16 protein-coding genes and 3 riboswitches are annotated in these 17,284 nt (G+C 76.0%); of the genes, 2 read left to right on the top strand and 14 right to left on the bottom strand.

All coding sequences use genetic code 11. The features are described from left to right. Positions 1-11: 11 nt before the first annotated feature. The 14 genes from ACWPWW_RS01585 to ACWPWW_RS01520 all read right to left on the bottom strand — a co-directional run bounded on the left by ACWPWW_RS01585 (position 12) and on the right by ACWPWW_RS01520 (position 15,507). Positions 12-1,346: a M20/M25/M40 family metallo-hydrolase gene (locus ACWPWW_RS01585; protein WP_454048593.1), complete on the bottom strand. Its 1,335-nt coding sequence runs from the start codon at positions 1,344-1,346 to the stop codon at positions 12-14. After that, positions 1,343-3,022, bottom strand: coding sequence for a dipeptide ABC transporter ATP-binding protein (locus tag ACWPWW_RS01580; RefSeq protein WP_454048592.1), 1,680 nt, complete (start codon positions 3,020-3,022; stop codon positions 1,343-1,345). The genes ACWPWW_RS01585 and ACWPWW_RS01580 overlap by 4 nt, the downstream gene beginning before the upstream one ends. After that, entirely contained in the window at positions 3,019-3,957 is a 939-nt protein-coding gene (locus ACWPWW_RS01575; RefSeq protein WP_454048591.1) for an ABC transporter permease, read from the bottom strand. The genes ACWPWW_RS01580 and ACWPWW_RS01575 overlap by 4 nt, the downstream gene beginning before the upstream one ends. Then, positions 3,954-4,916: an ABC transporter permease gene (locus tag ACWPWW_RS01570; protein WP_454048590.1), complete on the bottom strand. Its 963-nt coding sequence runs from the start codon at positions 4,914-4,916 to the stop codon at positions 3,954-3,956. The genes ACWPWW_RS01575 and ACWPWW_RS01570 overlap by 4 nt, the downstream gene beginning before the upstream one ends. Next, positions 4,916-6,550, bottom strand: coding sequence for an ABC transporter substrate-binding protein (locus ACWPWW_RS01565; protein WP_454048589.1), 1,635 nt, complete (start codon positions 6,548-6,550; stop codon positions 4,916-4,918). The genes ACWPWW_RS01570 and ACWPWW_RS01565 overlap by 1 nt, the downstream gene beginning before the upstream one ends. Before the next feature lie 79 nt (positions 6,551-6,629). Beyond that, positions 6,630-6,744: riboswitch (SAM riboswitch) on the bottom strand. 105 nt (positions 6,745-6,849) lie between these two features. After that, complete coding sequence (locus ACWPWW_RS01560) at positions 6,850-7,950, bottom strand: LLM class flavin-dependent oxidoreductase (RefSeq protein ID WP_454048588.1); 1,101 nt, start codon at positions 7,948-7,950, stop codon at positions 6,850-6,852. A 9-nt stretch (positions 7,951-7,959) separates the two neighbouring features. Continuing rightward, entirely contained in the window at positions 7,960-9,075 is a 1,116-nt protein-coding gene (locus ACWPWW_RS01555) for an LLM class flavin-dependent oxidoreductase (protein ID WP_454048587.1), read from the bottom strand. 32 nt (positions 9,076-9,107) lie between these two features. Continuing rightward, the gene (locus ACWPWW_RS01550; protein ID WP_454048586.1) at positions 9,108-9,467 is read right to left on the bottom strand and encodes a rhodanese-like domain-containing protein; all 360 of its coding nucleotides are present in this window, start codon (positions 9,465-9,467) and stop codon (positions 9,108-9,110) included. Positions 9,468-9,479: 12 nt separating this feature from the next. Further along, positions 9,480-10,700, bottom strand: a complete 1,221-nt coding sequence (locus ACWPWW_RS01545) for an LLM class flavin-dependent oxidoreductase (RefSeq protein WP_454048585.1) — start codon at positions 10,698-10,700, stop codon at positions 9,480-9,482. Positions 10,701-10,729: 29 nt separating this feature from the next. Next, positions 10,730-11,746: an ABC transporter substrate-binding protein gene (locus ACWPWW_RS01540; RefSeq protein ID WP_454048584.1), complete on the bottom strand. Its 1,017-nt coding sequence runs from the start codon at positions 11,744-11,746 to the stop codon at positions 10,730-10,732. Between the two features lie 41 nt (positions 11,747-11,787). Next, on the bottom strand, positions 11,788-12,630 hold the full coding sequence (locus tag ACWPWW_RS01535; protein ID WP_454048583.1) for an amino acid ABC transporter ATP-binding protein: 843 nt from the start codon (positions 12,628-12,630) through the stop codon (positions 11,788-11,790). Further along, positions 12,627-13,715 carry an amino acid ABC transporter permease gene (locus ACWPWW_RS01530; RefSeq protein WP_454048582.1) on the bottom strand — a complete coding sequence of 363 codons (1,089 nt, stop codon included), beginning with the start codon at positions 13,713-13,715 and terminating at the stop codon, positions 12,627-12,629. The genes ACWPWW_RS01535 and ACWPWW_RS01530 overlap by 4 nt, the downstream gene beginning before the upstream one ends. Continuing rightward, on the bottom strand, positions 13,712-14,311 hold the full coding sequence (locus tag ACWPWW_RS01525; protein WP_454048581.1) for a GNAT family N-acetyltransferase: 600 nt from the start codon (positions 14,309-14,311) through the stop codon (positions 13,712-13,714). Before ACWPWW_RS01525 ends, ACWPWW_RS01530 begins: the two co-directional genes overlap by 4 nt. Beyond that, entirely contained in the window at positions 14,308-15,507 is a 1,200-nt protein-coding gene (locus ACWPWW_RS01520; RefSeq protein ID WP_454048580.1) for an LLM class flavin-dependent oxidoreductase, read from the bottom strand. Before ACWPWW_RS01520 ends, ACWPWW_RS01525 begins: the two co-directional genes overlap by 4 nt. Positions 15,508-15,656: 149 nt before the next feature. After that, a riboswitch (SAM riboswitch) is annotated at positions 15,657-15,770 on the bottom strand. Between the two features lie 227 nt (positions 15,771-15,997). Then, a riboswitch (SAM riboswitch) is annotated at positions 15,998-16,133 on the top strand. A gap of 19 nt (positions 16,134-16,152) precedes the next feature. Here ACWPWW_RS01520 and ACWPWW_RS01515 point away from each other — a divergent pair. Both ACWPWW_RS01515 and ACWPWW_RS01510 read left to right on the top strand, forming a co-directional pair. Then, entirely contained in the window at positions 16,153-16,701 is a 549-nt protein-coding gene (locus tag ACWPWW_RS01515) for an NAD(P)H-dependent oxidoreductase (protein ID WP_454048579.1), read from the top strand. Next, positions 16,698-17,264 (top strand): flavin reductase family protein, encoded by a 567-nt coding sequence (locus ACWPWW_RS01510; protein ID WP_454048578.1) that lies wholly within the window; start codon positions 16,698-16,700, stop codon positions 17,262-17,264. Before ACWPWW_RS01515 ends, ACWPWW_RS01510 begins: the two co-directional genes overlap by 4 nt. Positions 17,265-17,284: the final 20 nt, after the last annotated feature.

Below are 17,284 nucleotides of genomic sequence, written 5' to 3'. Positions count from 1 at the left end.
CGGGCGGTGCCTCAGCCGAGGAACCCCGTCACGACGTCGTGCAGCGCCGTGGTGGTCAGCTCCAGCGACGCGACGTCCACCCGCTCGTCGTTCCCGTGGAACAGCCCGCGCCACGTGCCCGGGTCCCAGCCGGACGACAGCAGCCCGAACCCGTAGGCCGGGACGCCGCGCCGGCGGTAGAACCGGCCGTCGGTCCCGCCGGTGCCGAGGGTCGGCAGCACGGGGGCGCCGCCGGTGCGGTGCGCGACCACCTTCTCGATCACCCGGTACAGGTCGGTGTCGGTGGGCGACAGCGACGGCTCGCCGAACCGGTCGCCCTCGACGTGCACGTGGTCGGCGAGGTCGCCGAGCGCCTCCGCGAGCAGCGCGTCCACGTCCTCGGGCCGGGTGCCGGGCAGCACCCGGATGTCGAGGACGACCTCGGCGAGCCCGGGGATGACGTTCGGCTTGCCGCCGGCGCGCAGCACCGTGGGGGCCACGGTGGTGTGCGTCGTGGCGTGCGCGACCGGTGCCAGGGCGCCGAGCAGCGGCAGGACGTCGCCGAGCCGGTCCGGGTCGAGGGCGGCGGCCCGCACGTCGGCGGGCAGGTCGAGGGCGTCCACGTACCGCCGCCACAGGTCGCCGACCACGACCGGCCCGCGGATCGCGGCGATCCGGCGCACGGCCTCCGCGGCGAGCACGATCGCGTTCCGGCTGCCCCACGGCCCCGACCCGTGCCCGGGGGTCCCGACGACGCGCAGCCGCCGGCCGGCGCCGCCCTTCTCCCCGACGGCGAGCGTCCGGTGCGCGCCGACGGGCACGCCGCCGGACTCGGTGAGCACGTGGTCGGCGCGCACCAGGTCCCAGCGGTGGGTGGTCAGCCAGTCGACGCCCCAGACGCTGCCGTGCTCCTCGTCCGCCACGGCGGCGAGCAGCAGGTCGCCGGCAGGGCGGCGACCCGACCTGGCGAGGGCGCGGGTCACGACGGCGTACGCGGCGGTGAGGCCGAGCATGTCGATCGCGCCGCGGCCCCAGACCCAGCCGTCGACGAGCTCGCCGTCGAACGGGTCGCGGGTCCAGCCGTCGGGCTCCACCGGCACCACGTCGGTGTGCCCGACGAGCCCGAGCGACGGCGCCGCCGGGTCGCGGCCCTCGATCCGGGTCACCAGCGAGGCGCGGCCGGGCTGCGGCTCGACGATCTCCAGGTCCAGCCCGGCGCCGTCGAGGTAGTCGGCGATGGTGCGGGCGTTCCGGATCTCCTGCCCGGAGTCGACCGTGCCGTCGTTGACGCAGGCGTTGCGGATGAGGGCCTGCAGCAGCTCGACGGTCTCCCCCGCCAGGTGCGCGGCGTCCGGCCGCGCGGTCACCGGGCGGCCCCCGCTGCCGCACGCACGCGCCCGCCGGGGATCGCCGCGATCAGCTCGCGGGTGTAGGCCTGCTGCGGGTCCAGCAGGATCTGCTCGGCGGTGCCCTGCTCGACCAGCTGCCCGCGGTGCAGCACGCCGACGTCGTCCGCGACCTGCCGCACCACCGCGAGGTCGTGCGAGATGAACAGGTACGTGAGCCCGTGCCCGGCCTGCAGGCGGACGAGCAGCTCGAGGATCTGCGCCTGGACCGACACGTCGAGCGCCGAGACGGGCTCGTCCAGCACCACGAGGTCGGGCCGGAGCGCGAGCGCCCGGGCGATGGCGACGCGCTGGCGCTGCCCCCCGGACAGCTCGCGCGGGCTGCGGCGCACGGCGTCGGCGGGCAGCGCCACGTCGGCGACGAGCTCGCGGACCCGCTCCGCGCGCTCGGCCCGGGTGCCGACGCCGTAGGCGCGCAGCGGCTCGGCGATCACCTGCTCGACGGTGAACCGCGGGTCGAGCGAGGCGTACGGGCTCTGGTAGACGACCTGGAACCCGCGGCGCAGGCGCCGGAGCGTCTCGCCCCGGGCGTCGGTCACGTCGTCGCCGCGGAACAGCACCCGCCCGGACGTCGGGCGCTCCAGCCGGAGCGCGAGCCGGGCGGTCGTGCTCTTGCCCGACCCCGACTCCCCCACCAGCGCGTAGGTGCGGCCGCCCTCGACGCGCAGGCTCACGCCGTCGACCGCCACGACCGACCGGCTCGCCGCACCGCGCGGGAGCGGGAACTCCTTGCGGACGTCGACCAGCTCCAGCACGGGCGTTCCGGGCCCAGCGGGCCCAGCGGTCGCAGCAGCGGGCTGAGCGGGCGCAGCCGGCGTCAGCCGCCCGCTCGCCAGGCTGGGCGCCGCGGCGAGCAGCTGCCGCGTGTAGGGGTGCTGCGGAGCGTGCAGCACCTCGGCCGCCGTGCCCTGCTCGACGACGACGCCCTGCTCCAGCACCACGATCCGGTCGGCGCGGTCGGCGGCCACCCCGAGGTCGTGCGTGATGAGCAGCAGCGCGGTGCCGTGCTCCCGCACCAGAGTCTCCAGGTGGTCGAGGATCCGTCGCTGGACGGTGACGTCGAGCGCGCTGGTCGGCTCGTCCGCCACGATGAGCCGGGGCCCCGCGGCGATGGCGATGGCGATGAGGACGCGCTGCCGCATCCCGCCGGACAGCTGGTGCGGGTACTGCCGCGCGCGGGCCGGCGGGTCGTCGATGCCCGCCTGCGCGAGCAGGGCGACCGCGCGCCGGCGCGCCTCGCGCCGCCGGGCCAGGCCGTGGATGACGAGCACCTCGGCGACCTGGTCGCCGACCCGCTGCACCGGGTTCAGCGAGACGGTGGGGTCCTGCGGGACGAGGCCGACCTCGCGCCCGCGGACGGCCTGCCACTCGCGTTCCGTGAGGTCGGAGACGTCGCGGCCCGCCAGGCGGATGGTGCCGCCGGTGACCGCGCCGCCGCGGGACAGCAGGTGCAGCGCGGCGTGCGCGGTGGTGCTCTTGCCGGAGCCGGACTCGCCGACCAGGGCGACGACCTCCCCGGGGCGGAGCGTGAGGTCGACGCCGCGCACCGCGCGGTAGGTGCCGCCGTCGGCGCGGTAGCCGACCTCCAGGCCGGTGATCTCGAGCACGGGTGCTCCGTCGTGCTGCTGCTGGGTCACTGGTCCTCTCCCGTCGTCTCGAGGGCGCGCGCGACGCGGTTGGCGGCCAGCACCACGGCGACGATGACGAGCCCGGGCAGGGTGGTCAGCCACCAGGCGGTGGCGAGGAAGTCGCGGCCGCCGGAGACCAGCGACCCCCACTCCGGTGTGGGCGGCGGTGTGCCGTACCCGAGGAAGCTCAGCGCGGACACCGCCAGGACGGCCCCGCCGAACTCGAGCGCGATCAGGGCGAGCACCGGGCCGGAGGAGTTCGGCAGCACGTGCCGGCCGAGCACGGCGTACCAGCGCAGCCCGGAGCCGCGCGCGGCCTCGACGTACACCGACGTGGACGTGCGCAGCACCTCGGCGCGCATCACCCGGGCGAACGTGGCCACCGCGCCGATGCCGACCGCGACGGCGATCTTGGTCGACCCGGTGCCCAGGGCCGTGATGATCGCCAGGGACAGCAGGATGCTCGGCACCGCGAGGAGCACGTCGACCAGCCGGCCGACGACGTCGTCCACCCAGCCGCGCAGGAACCCGGCCAGCAGGCCGAGCAGCGAGCCGACCACCAGGCCGACCAGCACGGCCAGCGCGGTGGTGCGCAGCGAGAGGGACGCGCCGTGCACCACGCGGGTCAGCACGTCCCGGCCGAGGTGGTCCGTGCCGAACAGGTGCGCGGCCGACGGGGGCAGCAGCCGGTCGGCCGGCACGCCGGTCAGCGGGTCGCCCGGGGCGAACACCCCCGGGGCGGCGGCCCACGCGGCGACCAGCAGCAGCACCAGGCCGGCGAGCACCAGGCCGGGCCGGCGCAGGAGGTAGCGGCCGGCACGGACGGCCCAGGGGCCCGCGGCCCGCGCGCCGCGCACCCGGCCGTGCCGGATGATCGCGCGGGCGTCCTGGCGGTCGGCGACCTCGATCGCGTCCGGGTGCGTGGGCGTGGTGGTCGTGGTCATGCGGGCACCGCCTGACGGCCGGCGACCCGGGTCTCGATCCGCGGGTCGAGGAGCGGGTAGAGCAGGTCGACGAGCAGCGTCGTGACCACGAACACCAGCGCCGAGAGCGTGACGATCGCGAGCACCACGGGCACGTCCTGGGTGTTGACGGACTGCACGGTGAGCCGCCCGAGCCCGACCCGGGAGAACACGGTCTCGGTCACCACGGCGCCGCCGAGCAGCGCGCCGACCATGACGCCGAGCATCGTGAACGCGGGGATCGCCGCGTTCCGCAGCGCGTGCCCGAGGTGCACCCGCAGGCGGCCGGCGCCCTTGGCCCGGGCGGTCTCGACGTACGGCTCGCCGAGCGTGCCCCGCAGGCTCCGGGACAGCACCTGCGCGAGCTGGGCGCCGGGCGGGACGGCCAGCGTGACGGCGGGGAGCACCAGGCTCTGCCAGCCCGCGTTCCCGATGGCGGGCAGCAGGCCGGCGCGGAACGAGATCCACTGCAGCAGCACCAGGCCGACGAAGAACGTCGGCAGCGCGACGCCTAGCGGCGGCAGCGCGGACAGCACCTGCCGCAGCGCGCGGCTGCGCGGCAGCACGCTCGCGACCGCCAGGGCCGTGCCGCCGAGCACCGCAAGCAGCAGCGCGGCGCCGGTGAGCTTCAGCGTCTCGGGCAGCGCCTGCGCGACGAGCGACCCGGCGGGGGCGCCCGACTGGTACGACGCGCCGAAGTCGAGCCGCACCGCGCGCCCGAGGGCGTCGCCGTACTGCACGAGCAGCGGCCGGTCCAGGCCGTACTGGGCGCGCAGGTCGTCGAGCAGCGCCGGGTCGACGTCCTGCACCTCGCCGCCCGCGCCGGCCGCGAGGGCGGCCGGGTCGCTGGGCAGCAGGTACAGCACGAAGAACGCGATGGTGAACGCCGCCCAGAGCACGAACAGGCCCTGGGCGGCGCGCCGCAGGAGGTAGCGGCTCATCAGCTCGCGTCGACCCAGGCGTCGTAGAAGTCGAGCCGGCTCGACCCCTCGAACGTGAGGCCGTGCACGTGGTCGGCGGCCGCGATGGTCGTCGACAGCTCGTACACGGGGATCGCGTGGCCCTGCTCGATCAGCAGACGGGACGCCTCGGCGATCAGCTCGCCCCGCTCGGCCGGGTCGGTGGCGGCCGCCGACCGGTCGAGCAGGTCGTCGACCTCGGACGGCGCGCGCTTGTTGATGTTGCGGGCGTTCGCGGAGAACACCAGGCGCAGGACGTCCGGGTCGGACCGGGTCAGGTTGTAGTAGTCGAAGTCGAAGTCGCCGTCGGCCTTGATGGCCGTCGACTCCGCGATCTCGACGTGCTGCAGCTGCAGGTCGACGCCGATCTGCCGCAGCTGCTGCTGCACCAGCTCGAGCGGCGCGGGGTCCTGCCAGAACGTCACCGTGGTGGACAGCTTCTGGCCGTCCTTCTCCCGGATGCCGTCGTCCCCGAGCTCCCAGCCCGCGTCCTCGAGCACCTGCTCGGCGCCGTCGGGGTCGTAGGCGAGGTCGTCCGCGAGCGACTCGAACAGCGGCGTGGAGTGGGACAGGACGCCGGTCGCCGCCTGGTCGCGCTCGGTGAGGACCGTGTCGACGATCTGCTGGCGGTCGATGCCCTTCGAGATCGCGACGCGCACGGCCTCGTCGGACGCGAGGGCGCTCGACTCGTTGGGGAACAGCTGGTACGCGACGCCCGGGTTGGCGCGCTGCTCGAGCCAGAACCCGTTGCCGTCGAACTGCGGCTGGTCCACCGCGGCGATCGCGGCGGTCGCGTCGATCTGCCCGGACTGCAGGCTGCCCGCGCGGACCGAGGACTCGGGGATCACCTGGAACGTCACCGTGTCGAGGTACGCCGCACCGGTGTGGTCGTTGGCCTCGGAGCCCCACGCGTAGCCGGGGACCCGGGTGAGGACGACCTCCTGGTCGGGCGTGTAGGAGTCGACGGCGAACGGTCCGGAGCCGACGTAGTCCCCGGCGCAGCGCTCCTCGGGCGTGAGCTCCGCCGACGCGGGCGACAGCAGGCCGAGCGAGAACGTCGAGCTGGCTTGGAGGAACTGCGCGCTGGGCGCCGCGAAGTCGACGGTCACGGTGTGCGGGTCGACGACCGTCGTGCCCTCGTAGCCGACCAGGTACTGCGAACCGAGCGACGCGGTGGCGCCGAGGGCGACGATCGCGTCGAAGTTGGTCTTGACCGACGCGGCGTCGATCGGGGTGCCGTCGGCGAACGTCGCGTCGTCCCGCAGGTGGAAGGTGTAGCTCGACGCGTCGTCGCTGACCTCCCAGCTCTCGGCGAGCCACGGCACGATGTCGCCGGACTCCGGGTCCTGCGCCGTCAGCGAGGCGACGGTCTGCCGGGCGACGGCGATGGCGTCGTTGTTGCCGACCTGCTGCGGGTCGATGCAGCGGGAGTCGACGGTGATCGCGAACCGCAGGTCGCCGCCCTCCACGGGCGCGGCCGAGGCGCCGGCGTCGCCGTCGGGCGCGGTGCCCGTGCCGCCGGTGCCGCCGGAGCACGCCGCGAGCAGCAGGGCCGAGGTCGTCAGGACGGCTGCCGTGCTCGAGCGGGTGGTCCGCCGGCGGGGGGATGTGGTCATGCTGAGCTCCTGGTCATCACCGGCGGGGGGCGGGGGTGGGCGCAGGTCGCCGGGCGCGCTGGGGCGCTGGCGGCGTCCGTCGCCGTGCTTACCCGTCCCGCGGTCGCGGTCGGGTCAGGTCGTCCCCGGAGCCCCCCGTCCCGTCGAAGGGTTGCTGGTCAGCGAGCCGGGCCTTGGTGCTGACGCTCGTCACCTGGGGGTGAGGGAACCCGCGGCGGCGGGCCGGGTCAAGGAACCGCCGCGGGTTCTCACATGCCGGATCGGGGTGTCCGGCAGGGTTCGTGCTGGGTCGTGCAGGGTCAGGGTGCCGCCGTGAACCCGGCCGCCCGGCGCGGGTCAGCCTCGGTCCACAGGTCGGACTTCACCTCGGCGCGCACCAGCGGTACGACCTCCTCGGCGAACCGGCGCAGCACGTCCTCCTGCTCCGCCGGGTCCAGCAGGTGGTTCACCGAGACCGACTGCAGCGCGTGCCCGTAGGACGCGTGGTAGTCGAGGATCTTCTCGGCCACACGCTCGGGCGACCCGACGAGGGCGGGGCCGCGCTCGACGGCGTCCTCCAGGGTGCGGAAGCTCGGCGCCCTGCCGACCGCGTCCGCGCCGTACCCGCGCCGCGCCGCCGCGTCCACCTGCCCCTGGTACAGCGGCCGGTACTGGGCGACGGCGGCCTCCGTGGTGTCGGCGAGGAACAGCCCGCCGGACCCGGAGCCGACGTACGCCGCGGCCGGGTCGTGCCCGTGCGCGGCGTACTGCTCGCGGTAGTGGTCGATCAGCACCTGGTAGTTCTCCCGGGGCTGCAGCGCGTTCGCGGTGACGATCGGGTCGCCCCACCGCGCCGCCAGCTCCACGGCGAACCGGGACGTCGCCGAGCCGTGCCAGATCCGGAACGGCCCGGCGTACGGCCGCGGCAGCGTGGTGGCGTGCTCCAGGCGGTGCCGGTGCCGGCCCTCCCAGGTCACGTCCTCGGCGGACAGCAGCAGCCGGAGCAGCTCGTAGTTCTCCTCGAGGTACTCGTACTGCTTGTCGATGTCGAGGCCGAGCAGCGGGTACTGCAGCACCTCGTTCCCCTTGCCGATGACGATCTCGAGCCGCCCGCGGGACAGCTGGTCGACCGTCGCCAGGTCCTCGGCCACGCGCACGGGGTCGAGCAGCGACAGGACGGTCACGCCCGTCGACAGCAGGATCCGGCTGGTCGACGCCGCGATCGCGCCGAGGATGACGGTGGGCGCCGAGGACAGGACGTCCCCGGCGTGCCGCTCCCCCACGGCGAACGAGTCGAAGCCGAGCTCCTCGGCCAGGACGGCGTGCCGGACGGTCCGCGCGAGGCGGTCGGCCGGCGGCACCGCCGCACCCGTCACCGGGTGCGGCGGGTTGAACACGATGTCGAGCAGCTGGAAGCGCACCGTGGCCTCTCAGGCGGCGGCCGCGGCGGCGGCCTCGCGGTCGCGCGCGGCGACGCCCTCCCGCACCAGCGGGATGACGTAGCGGCCGAAGTCCACCGCGTCGTCCAGCAGGTCGTACCCGCGGGCCGAGATGATCCGCACGCCCCGGTCGTAGTACACCAGCAGCGCCTCCGCGACCTGCTCGGGCGTGCCGACCAGCGCGTTGGAGTTGCCCGCGCCGCCGGTGGCCTTCGCGGTGGCGGTCCAGAGGACGGAGTCGAACCGGTCGCCCTGCGCCGCGATCTCGAGCAGCCGCTGCGAGCCGGCGTTCTCCGGCGCGTCGACCGGGTGCCGCTTGCTCAGCACGCCCCCGAGCGCGGCCTTGCGCGCCTCGATGGCGTCGAGCACCCGGTGCGCCTTCTCCCACGCGAGCGCCTCGGTCGGGGCGATGATCGGGCGGAACGCGGCGTGGATCCGCGGCGGCGTCTCGCGCCCGGCCGCAGCGGCCTCGGCGTGCACCCGGTCGATCTGCTCCTGCGTCCGGTCGAGCGGCTCGCCCCAGACGGCGTAGATGTCGGCCTCCGCCGCGCCGACCCGGAACGCGGCGTCCGAGGACCCGCCGAACGAGATGGTCGGCACGTGCCCGTCGACGGGCTGGGTGTCGAGGTGGAAGTCGTCGAAGGCGTAGAACCGGCCGTGGTGGTCGAACGCCTCGGTGCTGGTCCACGCCTGCTTGACGATCTGGATGTACTCCTGGGTGCGGGCGTAGCGCTGGTCCTTGGTGAGCGTGTCGCCCTCGCGGCCCTGCTCGTGGTCGTTGCCGCCGGTGATGAAGTGCACGGACAGCCGGCCGCCGGACAGCTGGTCCAGCGTGGCGAACGTCTTGGCGGCGTACGTCGGGTAGGACACGTTCGGCCGGTGCGCGAGCAGCAGCTCGATCGACTGCAGGCGGGACGCGGTGTACGCGGCCAGCGCGGCGGGCTCCGGCCCGGACGACCCGTACGCGAACAGCACGCGGGTCCAGCCGTTGTCCTCGTGGGCGCGGACGATCCGCTCCAGGTAGGCGGGGTCGAACGGGCGGGTGGTGGCGGCGCGGGTCTCGGAGGCGTCGTTCGTGGTCGCGATGCCGAGGAACTCGACGGGCATCGGGGGACTCCTTCTCTCGAGGGCGGGTGGGGTCAGACCGCGTCGGCGACGGGTGCGGCGGGCTCGGCCGCCGGCAGGCCCGCGGCCTTCCAGGCCGGGAAGCCGCCGTCGACGTGGGACACGGTGTAGCCGCGGGCCGCGAGCTCCTCGGCGACCGGGCGCGAGCCCGCCTCCGAGCCGCACACGACGACGACGGGCGTGTCGATCGAGATCACCGGCGCGCCGGCCGGCCCGAAGAGGGCGTCGAGGTCGGTGCGGTCGGCGAGCGTCGCGCCGGGGATGTCCCCGTGGGCGCCGCGGCCGCCGGCCGAGCGGACGTCGATCAGGAAGGCGCCGTGCGCGACCTCGGCGGCGGCCTCGACGGGGGGTGCGAGACGAGGGGTGCGGGACATGGTGCGTCTCCTTCAGCTGACGAGGGTCGGGACGGCGGTCGCCGCCCGGTCGGGTGCGGCGCCGGCGGGGCGGCGCCAGGCCTCGGCGAGCAGCGCGAACGAGCGGCGCGCGTCGGCGGGGTCGTGCGTGGCGGTGGTGAGCAGGAGCTCGTCGGCACCGGTGACGCGCTGCAGCGTCTCCAGCCGGGCCACGACGGTCTCCGGGTCCCCGACGACGCGGGTGTCGACGCGGTCGGCGACCACGGCGCGCTCGTCGGCGTCGCGCTCCGCCCACGGCACCGCGTCCCCGGGCCGCGGGTAGGCGATGGCCCCGGCAGCGCCGCGGCGGATCGACAGGACCCAGTCGGCGAACGGCGTCGCGAGCTCGCGGGCCCGCTCCGGGGTCTCCGCGACCAGCACGTCGGCCGACACCACCACGTAGGGCTCGGCGAGCACGCCCGGCCGGAACGCCGCGCGGTAGGCGGCGATCGTGTCGAGCGTCGTCGCCGGGCTGACGTGGAAGTTCGCGGCGATCGGCAGGCCGAGCTCCCCGGCGACGCGGGCGCTCTCCCCCGCCGACGACGCCAGCACCCACACGTCCAGCTCGGCGCCCTCGACGGGCGGCGCCACGTGCCGTGTGCCGTCCGCCTCGGCGTACGTGCCGGCGCGCAGCCCGAGCACCAGCTCCAGCTCCTCCCGGAACGCCGCCGGCGTCCGGGACGCGCCGACCACGCGCTTCTGCGCCAGCAGGCGCTCGCGCAGCACCGAGTCGGAGCCGTCGACCGGCGGGGCGGGTGGCACGTAGAGGCCGTCGACGACGCGCGCCCCGGCCGCAGGTCGCGCGGGCACGACGGGCACGACGGGCGCACCGGACGCGCCGGACGCACCGGCCCCGGGCGGCGGGGTGAACGCCCGCCCGAGCCCGAGGTCGACCCGGCCGGGGTGCAGCGCGGCGATGGTGCCGAACTGCTCCGCGGCGATCAGCGGGCTGGTGGTGCTGAGCAGCACCGCGCCCGACCCGACGCGGATCCGCTGCGTGCGCGCGGCCACGGCGGCGGCCAGCACGGCCGGGGCCGCGGACCCGACGCCGGGCGACAGGTGGTGCTCCGCGTACCAGACGCGGTGGTAGCCGAGCCGGTCCAGGTCGACCGCGAGGTCGACGGCGGCCCGCACCGCCTGGGTGCCGGTCCCGCCCTCGGGCACGACCGCGAGGTCGAGCACGGACAGCGGGACCCGGGCGAGGGTGTCGGACATGGTTCTCCTCCGAGGTGCGGCGGTGGGCGTCAGGACGTCGTGGGCAGGCCGGGCGGGTTGGTCTCCGGCGCCTCGATGGCCTCGTCCTCCAGGCCCCAGCGCTCCAGGACCTGCTGGTAGCTGCCGTCGTCGAACGCGCCCTGCAGCGCGGCGGTGACCGCCTCGGCGTAGCCGCTGCCCTTGAGCGTGGTGACGGCGATCTGCGCGGTGTCCGGCCAGCCGCCGTTCAGCGTGCCGACCACCGTGAAGTCCTGCGGCGAGACCTTGGCCTTGTACGCGGCGGTGGCGTTGGGCCCGAACGAGGCGTCGATCCGGCCCGACTGCAGGGCGAGGATCGTGTCGCCGTCGTTCTCGAAGTACTCCACCTGCACCGGGTCGAGCCCGGCCTCCTGGTTCTCCGCGTTCCAGGCGAGCAGGATCTTCTCCTGGTTGGTGCCCGACCCGACGGCGACGGTCAGGCCGGCGATGTCCGCGGCCTCGTCGATCTCGGTGATGTCGCTGCCGGCCTTCACCAGCCAGCCGAGCTCGTCGTTGCGGTACGAGGAGAAGTCGAACGTCTCCTTGCGCTCCTCGGTGACGGTGACGTTGGAGATCACTGCGTCGACGTCGCCGGACTGGACGGCCAGCGGCCAGTCGGCCCAGGCCTTGACCTGCAGGTCCAGGTCCTTGCCGAGCGCGTCGGCGACCAGCTGCGCGATGTCGGTCTCGTGGCCGATCGGGGTCGCGTCGTCGTCCGCGAGGAACGCCAGCGGCGCGACGTACGCGCTGACCGCGACGGTGAACGTGTCCTTGTCGGCGAGCTCCGGCGGGAGCAGCGCGATCGCGTCGGGGTTCTCGGTGGTGCGGATCCGGTCCTGCTCGGGCGAGGTGTCGACCTCGAGCCCGGCTGCCTCGGCGGCGGCCTGCAGCTCGTCGCCGACCTCGCCGTTCTCGGCGGCGTCGGAGGTCCCGCCGCAGGCGGCGAGCAGGGCCAGGACCGGGAGGGCGGCCAGGGCGGCGCGCACGGGTCGGCGCCGCAGGACCGGGCGCGTCGTGGTGGTGGTCATCGGGAGGTACCTCTCGGGGAAGGGGTGAGGGGAGGAAGGAGTCAGCGGACCTTGTCGAGGAACGCGCGGGTGCGGGCGTGGGCGGGCGCGGTGAGCACCTGGGCCGCGGGGCCCTGCTCGACGACGACGCCGGCGTCCATGAACACGACGGTGTCGGCCACGTCGCGGGCGAACCCGACCTCGTGGGTGACGACCACGAGCGTCGTGCCGCCGTGCGCGAGCCCCTGGATGACGGCGAGCACCTCGCCGACCAGCTCGGGGTCGAGCGCGGACGTCGGCTCGTCGAACAGCAGCAGCGACGGCCGCATCGCCAGCGCCCGGGCGATGGCGACGCGCTGCTGCTGGCCGCCGGACAGCTGCCGGGGCCGCGCGTCCGCCTTGTCGGCCAGGCCGACGCGGGCGAGCAGCGCCCGGGCCTCGGCCTCGACCTCGGTGCGGTCGCGGCCCTGCGCCGAGACGGGCGCCTCGACGACGTTCTCCAGCGCGGTCAGGTGCGGGAACAGGTGGAAGTTCTGGAACACGAACCCGATGCGGGTGCGCTGGCGCAGCACGTCGCGCTCGGTGAGCTCGCGCAGCACCGGCCCGCGTCCGCGGCGACGGGTCCGCTGCTGCGCGTACCCGATCACCTCGCCGTCCAGCGCCACGAATCCGCGGTCGGGCCGCTCCAGGTGGTTGATCAGCCGCAGCAGCGTCGACTTGCCGGAGCCGGACGGGCCCAGGATCGCGGTGACCTCGCCCGGCCGGACCTCGAGGTCGACGTCCCGGAGCACCTCGAGCGTCCCGTAGGACTTGTGCAGGCCGTGGATCTGCAGGTGGCCGCCGGCGGGGCGGGCGTCGGGCGCGGCGATCGGGGCGATCGCCGTCCGGGGCAGCGTGGTGGTCATGCCGGGCCTCCGTCGCGCGGGGTCTCGAGGTGGGCGTCCCGGCGTGCGCCGGCGCGGGTGAGGTGGCCGCGCCGCGTGCCGGCGGGTCCGGACAGGAACGACGGCGGCAGGTCGGCGGGCAGCGGCCGACCGGTCGCCCGCGCGGCGGCGACGCCGAGCGTCCACCGCAGCCGCTGGAACGGCGTCGGCGGCAGGGTGCGCAGGGCGCCCTTCGCGTGGTGCCGCTCCAGGTAGTACTGGGCGACGGTCAGCACCGTGGTGGTCGCGAGGTACCACAGGGCCGCGACGATCAGCAGCGGGACGACCCGCTGGTTGCGGCCGTAGATCACGCCCACCGTGTAGAACAGCTCGCCGTACGCCAGCACGTAGACCACGGACGTGCCCTTGAGCAGGCCGATGATCTCGTTGACCGACGTCGGGACGACCGTGCGCATGGCCTGCGGCAGCACGATCCGCAGCTGCTGCCGGGCGCGCGGGATGCCGAGCGCCGCGGCGGCCTCGTGCTGCCCCTGGTCGACGCCGAGGATGCCGGCCCGCACGATCTCCGCCGAGTACGCCGCCTGCGACAGCCCGAGGCCCAGCACCGCGGCGCCGAACTTGTCGACCACGTCCAGGGTGTCGAACGCGAGGAACGGCGGTCCGAACGGGATGCCCAGCGACAGCTCGGGGTACAGGTACGCGAGGTTGTACCAGAGCAGCAGCTGCAGGATCAGCGGCACCGACCGGAACACCCACGAGTACGCCCAGGACACCGAGCGCAGCAGCGGCGACCGGGACAGCCGCATGAGCGCGAGCACCGTGCCGAGCCCGAACCCGATCACCGCCGCGACGGCCGTGAGCCGGATCGTCGCCCACACGCCCTGCAGCACCGACGGCCAGGTCAGGTACTGCGCGACGACGTCCCACTCCCACTGCGGGTTGGTCAGCAGGGAGCTGAGCACCATCGCGAGCAGTACGGCTACGCCGGCCGTCGCGACCCAGCGGCCGGGGTGCCGGGCGGGCAGCACCGGCAGGTCGGCCAGCGCCGTGGCGGTCGCCGGCGGGCCCGCGGGCGGCTCGACCACGACGGCTGCCGGGGCGCTCACCGCTGCACCAGCCACTTCTCGAAGGCGTGCGGCACGAGCTCGCCCGGGTAGTCGGCCGGCTCGAACAACGGCGTGTAGCCCGCCGCGAGGTACAGGCCGACCGCCTCGGGCTGACGGGGACCGGTGGTCAGGTACAGCCGCGGGTACCCCCGGGCGGCCGCGCGCGCCTCGAGCTCGTCGAGCACCACGCGGGCCAGGCCGCGGCGCCGGTGCTCGGCGTGCGTCCAGATGCGCTTGAGCTCGGCGGTCGGCACGGCGGGTGCGCCGTCCGCGTCGCGGGCAGCGGGGTCGGCGAGGCGCGCGGCGTCGCCGTGCTCGGGCTCGGTCCGCCGGCGGAAGGCCCCGCCGGCCACCGGCGCGCCCTCCTCCAGGACGAGCACGAGCTCGCCGTCCGGGGGCGCGATCTCGTCGGCGCCGTCGTGCTGCAGCTCGTCGCGCAGCTGCGCCGGCGTCAGCAGGCCGGTGTAGCGGGTGCTGTACTCGTGCGCCAGGCCGTCCAGCAGCGGGCCCACCAGCGGGTCCTGCAGGCGGACCGCGCGCACGGTCAGCCGCGCCGGGTCGGCCGGCCGCGGGTGCGGCAGGCTCGTCGTGGTCATCGGGTCACCTCGATCGGGTGAAGGGGTCGGACGTCGGACTGGCGGGGCCGGTCGGGCGGGGCGGGCGGGGCGGGCCGGAGCCGGAAGAGGCCCGCCTGCTGCAGCGCGGGGACGACGCGGTCGACCAGCGCGTCCAGGTCGGCCTCCGGTGACGAGGGCCGGACGACGAAGCCGTCGGCCGCGCCGGCCCGGACCCAGTCCGCGGCGACACCGGCCAGGTCCGCCCCGGTGCCGGCGAGCACCAGCGCGCGGTCCCCCGCCCGGCCGGGCTCGGCGTCGCCGGGACGCTCGACGGCGCGGACGAGGTCGAGGCGGGCCGCGGCGCTCGCCCGGTCGTCGGCGAGCGCGACGTCGACGTCCGCCAGGACCCGCACGGCGTCCGCGCGCCGGCCGGCCGCCGTCGCGGCGGACCGCACCAGCTGCCGCAGGCGGGCACCGCTCGCCGGGTCGGGGACGGCCACCCGCGCCACGTCGGCGTACCGGCCCGCGACCGCCGCGCCTGCCGGCCCGGTCACGGGGACCACGACGAGCGGGCGGACACCGGCGCCGGGCGCGGGCGCGGCCGCCGCCCGGCCGCGCACCGCGAACCGGATGCCCTCGTGGTCCACCCGGTACCGCCCCTGCCCGTCGCGCCGGACGGCCCCGGCGTCCTGCCCGCCGTCCCACGCCGCGACGACGGCGGCGAGCGCGGCCGCGGCGTCGGCCGCCCAGGCGGCGTCGTCGGCCTCGTCCCGGTACCCGGCCGGCGCCGCGAGCTGCCAGCCCGCGAGGGCGCCGGCCCGCTGGACGCCGCGGATCGCGGCCGCCAGGTGCGCCGGCTCGACCTCGCGGTGCGCCACGCCGGCGACCAGCGCGGTCTGCGACGCGAGCGGTGCCACGCGGGCGGCGGCCACGGCGGCGTCGAACCGGCCGGGCACCTGGCGCCGGCCGGGGTGCAGCAGCAGCGCGTCGCCGAGCACGACCAGGTCGAGCAACCCGCGGTCGGCGCGGTGCACCAGCCGGGCGAGGCGCTCGCCGTCGAACGGGCGCGCCGCCACCGTGGCGAGCGGCCCGTGCTCACCCGGGCGCGCGCCGACCGCGCTGAGGTCGACGCCGAGGACGACGTGCGTCGCGCCGAGGTCGGGCGGCTCGTGCGGCGGGTCGTGCGGCTCGTGCGGCACAGCGGCTCCGGCCGGGCTCGGGGAGGAGGCGGGCATGACGGCTCCGTTCGGGGACGGCGGTGCCCCGCGTCGCGCCCGGCCGGCCGGCCGGGGACGGCCGGCCGTGCTCGCGCAGGGAGAGCGGGTGCGCGGGCGGCGCCACCGTGCTCCGGATCATGCGATCTCCTCCTGCGCCCGCCGGGGCGGGCTCGCGCGTTGCCCGCTGCCGGTCGGCAGCGGACCTGGTCCTCACCCGGGGCACCCACCCACGCGGGGGTTGCCGTCCGACGAGCCGGGGCTTGGTGTCGGAGCTCATGACCTGCCGGACCCCGCCGACGCGCTGGCTCCCCAGGGAGTCCGTCGTCGTGGTCCGGTGCCGGGGAACATACGAACCGGCGTCCGCCCGCGTCAACGAATCCGTGCCGCGTCTCGCATCGCGGAGCGTTGTCACGGGACGAAGGTCCCAGCGGGACGCACGGTCCCGGATCGTGAGAAGTCGGCGGCACCTGCTCGGTGCTGGGCCGCATCGCTGCTAGACACCCGCCCAGGTCGAGAGTCCCAGCGCCAAGCCCCGGCTCGCTGGGCAGCAACCCCACATCACGGCGGGGTGCTCCGGGAGATGACCTGGCCGTCGGCCGGACGCCCGCGAGGGTGCCCGCTCCGCCGCGCGGCAAGCGTGATCGACCCTTTGCGAGGCACTCCATGACGTCCCGTCCCCCTGCCGTCGTCGCCGTCTCCGGCAACCCGCGACCCGGCTCCCGCACCCTGCTCGCGGCCCGCGCGGCCGCCGACCGCGTCGCCGCCCTGCTCGGTGGTTCCCCCGAGGTGGCCACCGTCGACCTCGCGGAGATCGCCGGGGAGCTGCTCACCCCCGTGCACCCCGCCGCCGACGCCGCGCTGGCCCGGCTCGCCGCCGCCGACGTCGCGGTGGTCGCGACCCCGGTCTACAAGGCCTCCTACACGGGCCTGCTGAAGGCGTTCCTCGACCTGTACGGCCCCGACGGCCTCACGGGCGTCGTCGTCGTGCCGCTCGTCGTGTCCGGCAACCCCGCGCACGCGCTGGTCGGCGAGGTGCACCTGCGCCCCGTCCTGGTCGAGCTCGGCGCGGTCGTGCCGACCCGCTCGCTCACCGTCACCGAGGGGCAGCTGGCCGACCTGGACGCCGTCCTCGACACCTGGCTCGTGCGGGCCGAGCCGGCGCTGCGCCGCGCCGCCGGCGCCGACGCCGGGCTCGCGGCGGTGGCGCGGTGACCGCCGAGCGCGCCGACCTCGACGCCCTGGAGCACCTCCTGGCCGAGCAGGACGAGCCGCAGCTCGACCCGCAGCAGTTCAAGTCCGTGTTCCGCCGGCACCCCGCCGGCGTGGCCGTGGTTGCGCTGCGCCACGAGGGGCGCCCGGTCGGGTTCACCGCGACCTCGGTGATCTCCGTGTCGGCGGCGCCGCCGCTGCTGGCGTTCTCGCTGGCGTCGACGTCCTCGTCGTGGCCCGCGGTGTCCGCGGCCCCGACGCTGGCGGTCAGCTTCCTGGCCGACCACCAGGACGACGTGTCGGCCCGGTTCGCGACCAGCGGCGTCGACCGGTTCGCCGACGGCGGCTGGACGTCCCTGACCACCGGCGAGCCCGTCATCGACGGTGCCGTGTCCTGGGTGCGCGCCCGCGTGCTCCAGCGCACGCCGGTCGGCGACAGCTACCTCGTGTCCCTGCGCGCGCTGTCCTCGAGCGCCGCGGCCGACGCACCCGCCGCCGCCACGGCGTCGCCGCTCGTCTACCACGACCGCAGCTACCACCGGATCGGCGACCACTCGGCGCTCTGACGCCGCCGCGCCGCCGTCCC

It is taken from the genome of Cellulomonas sp. Marseille-Q8402 (assembly GCF_965119525.1).
Note: the sequence above shows the minus strand (reverse complement) of the source record. Positions and strands in the feature narration are given on the sequence as shown.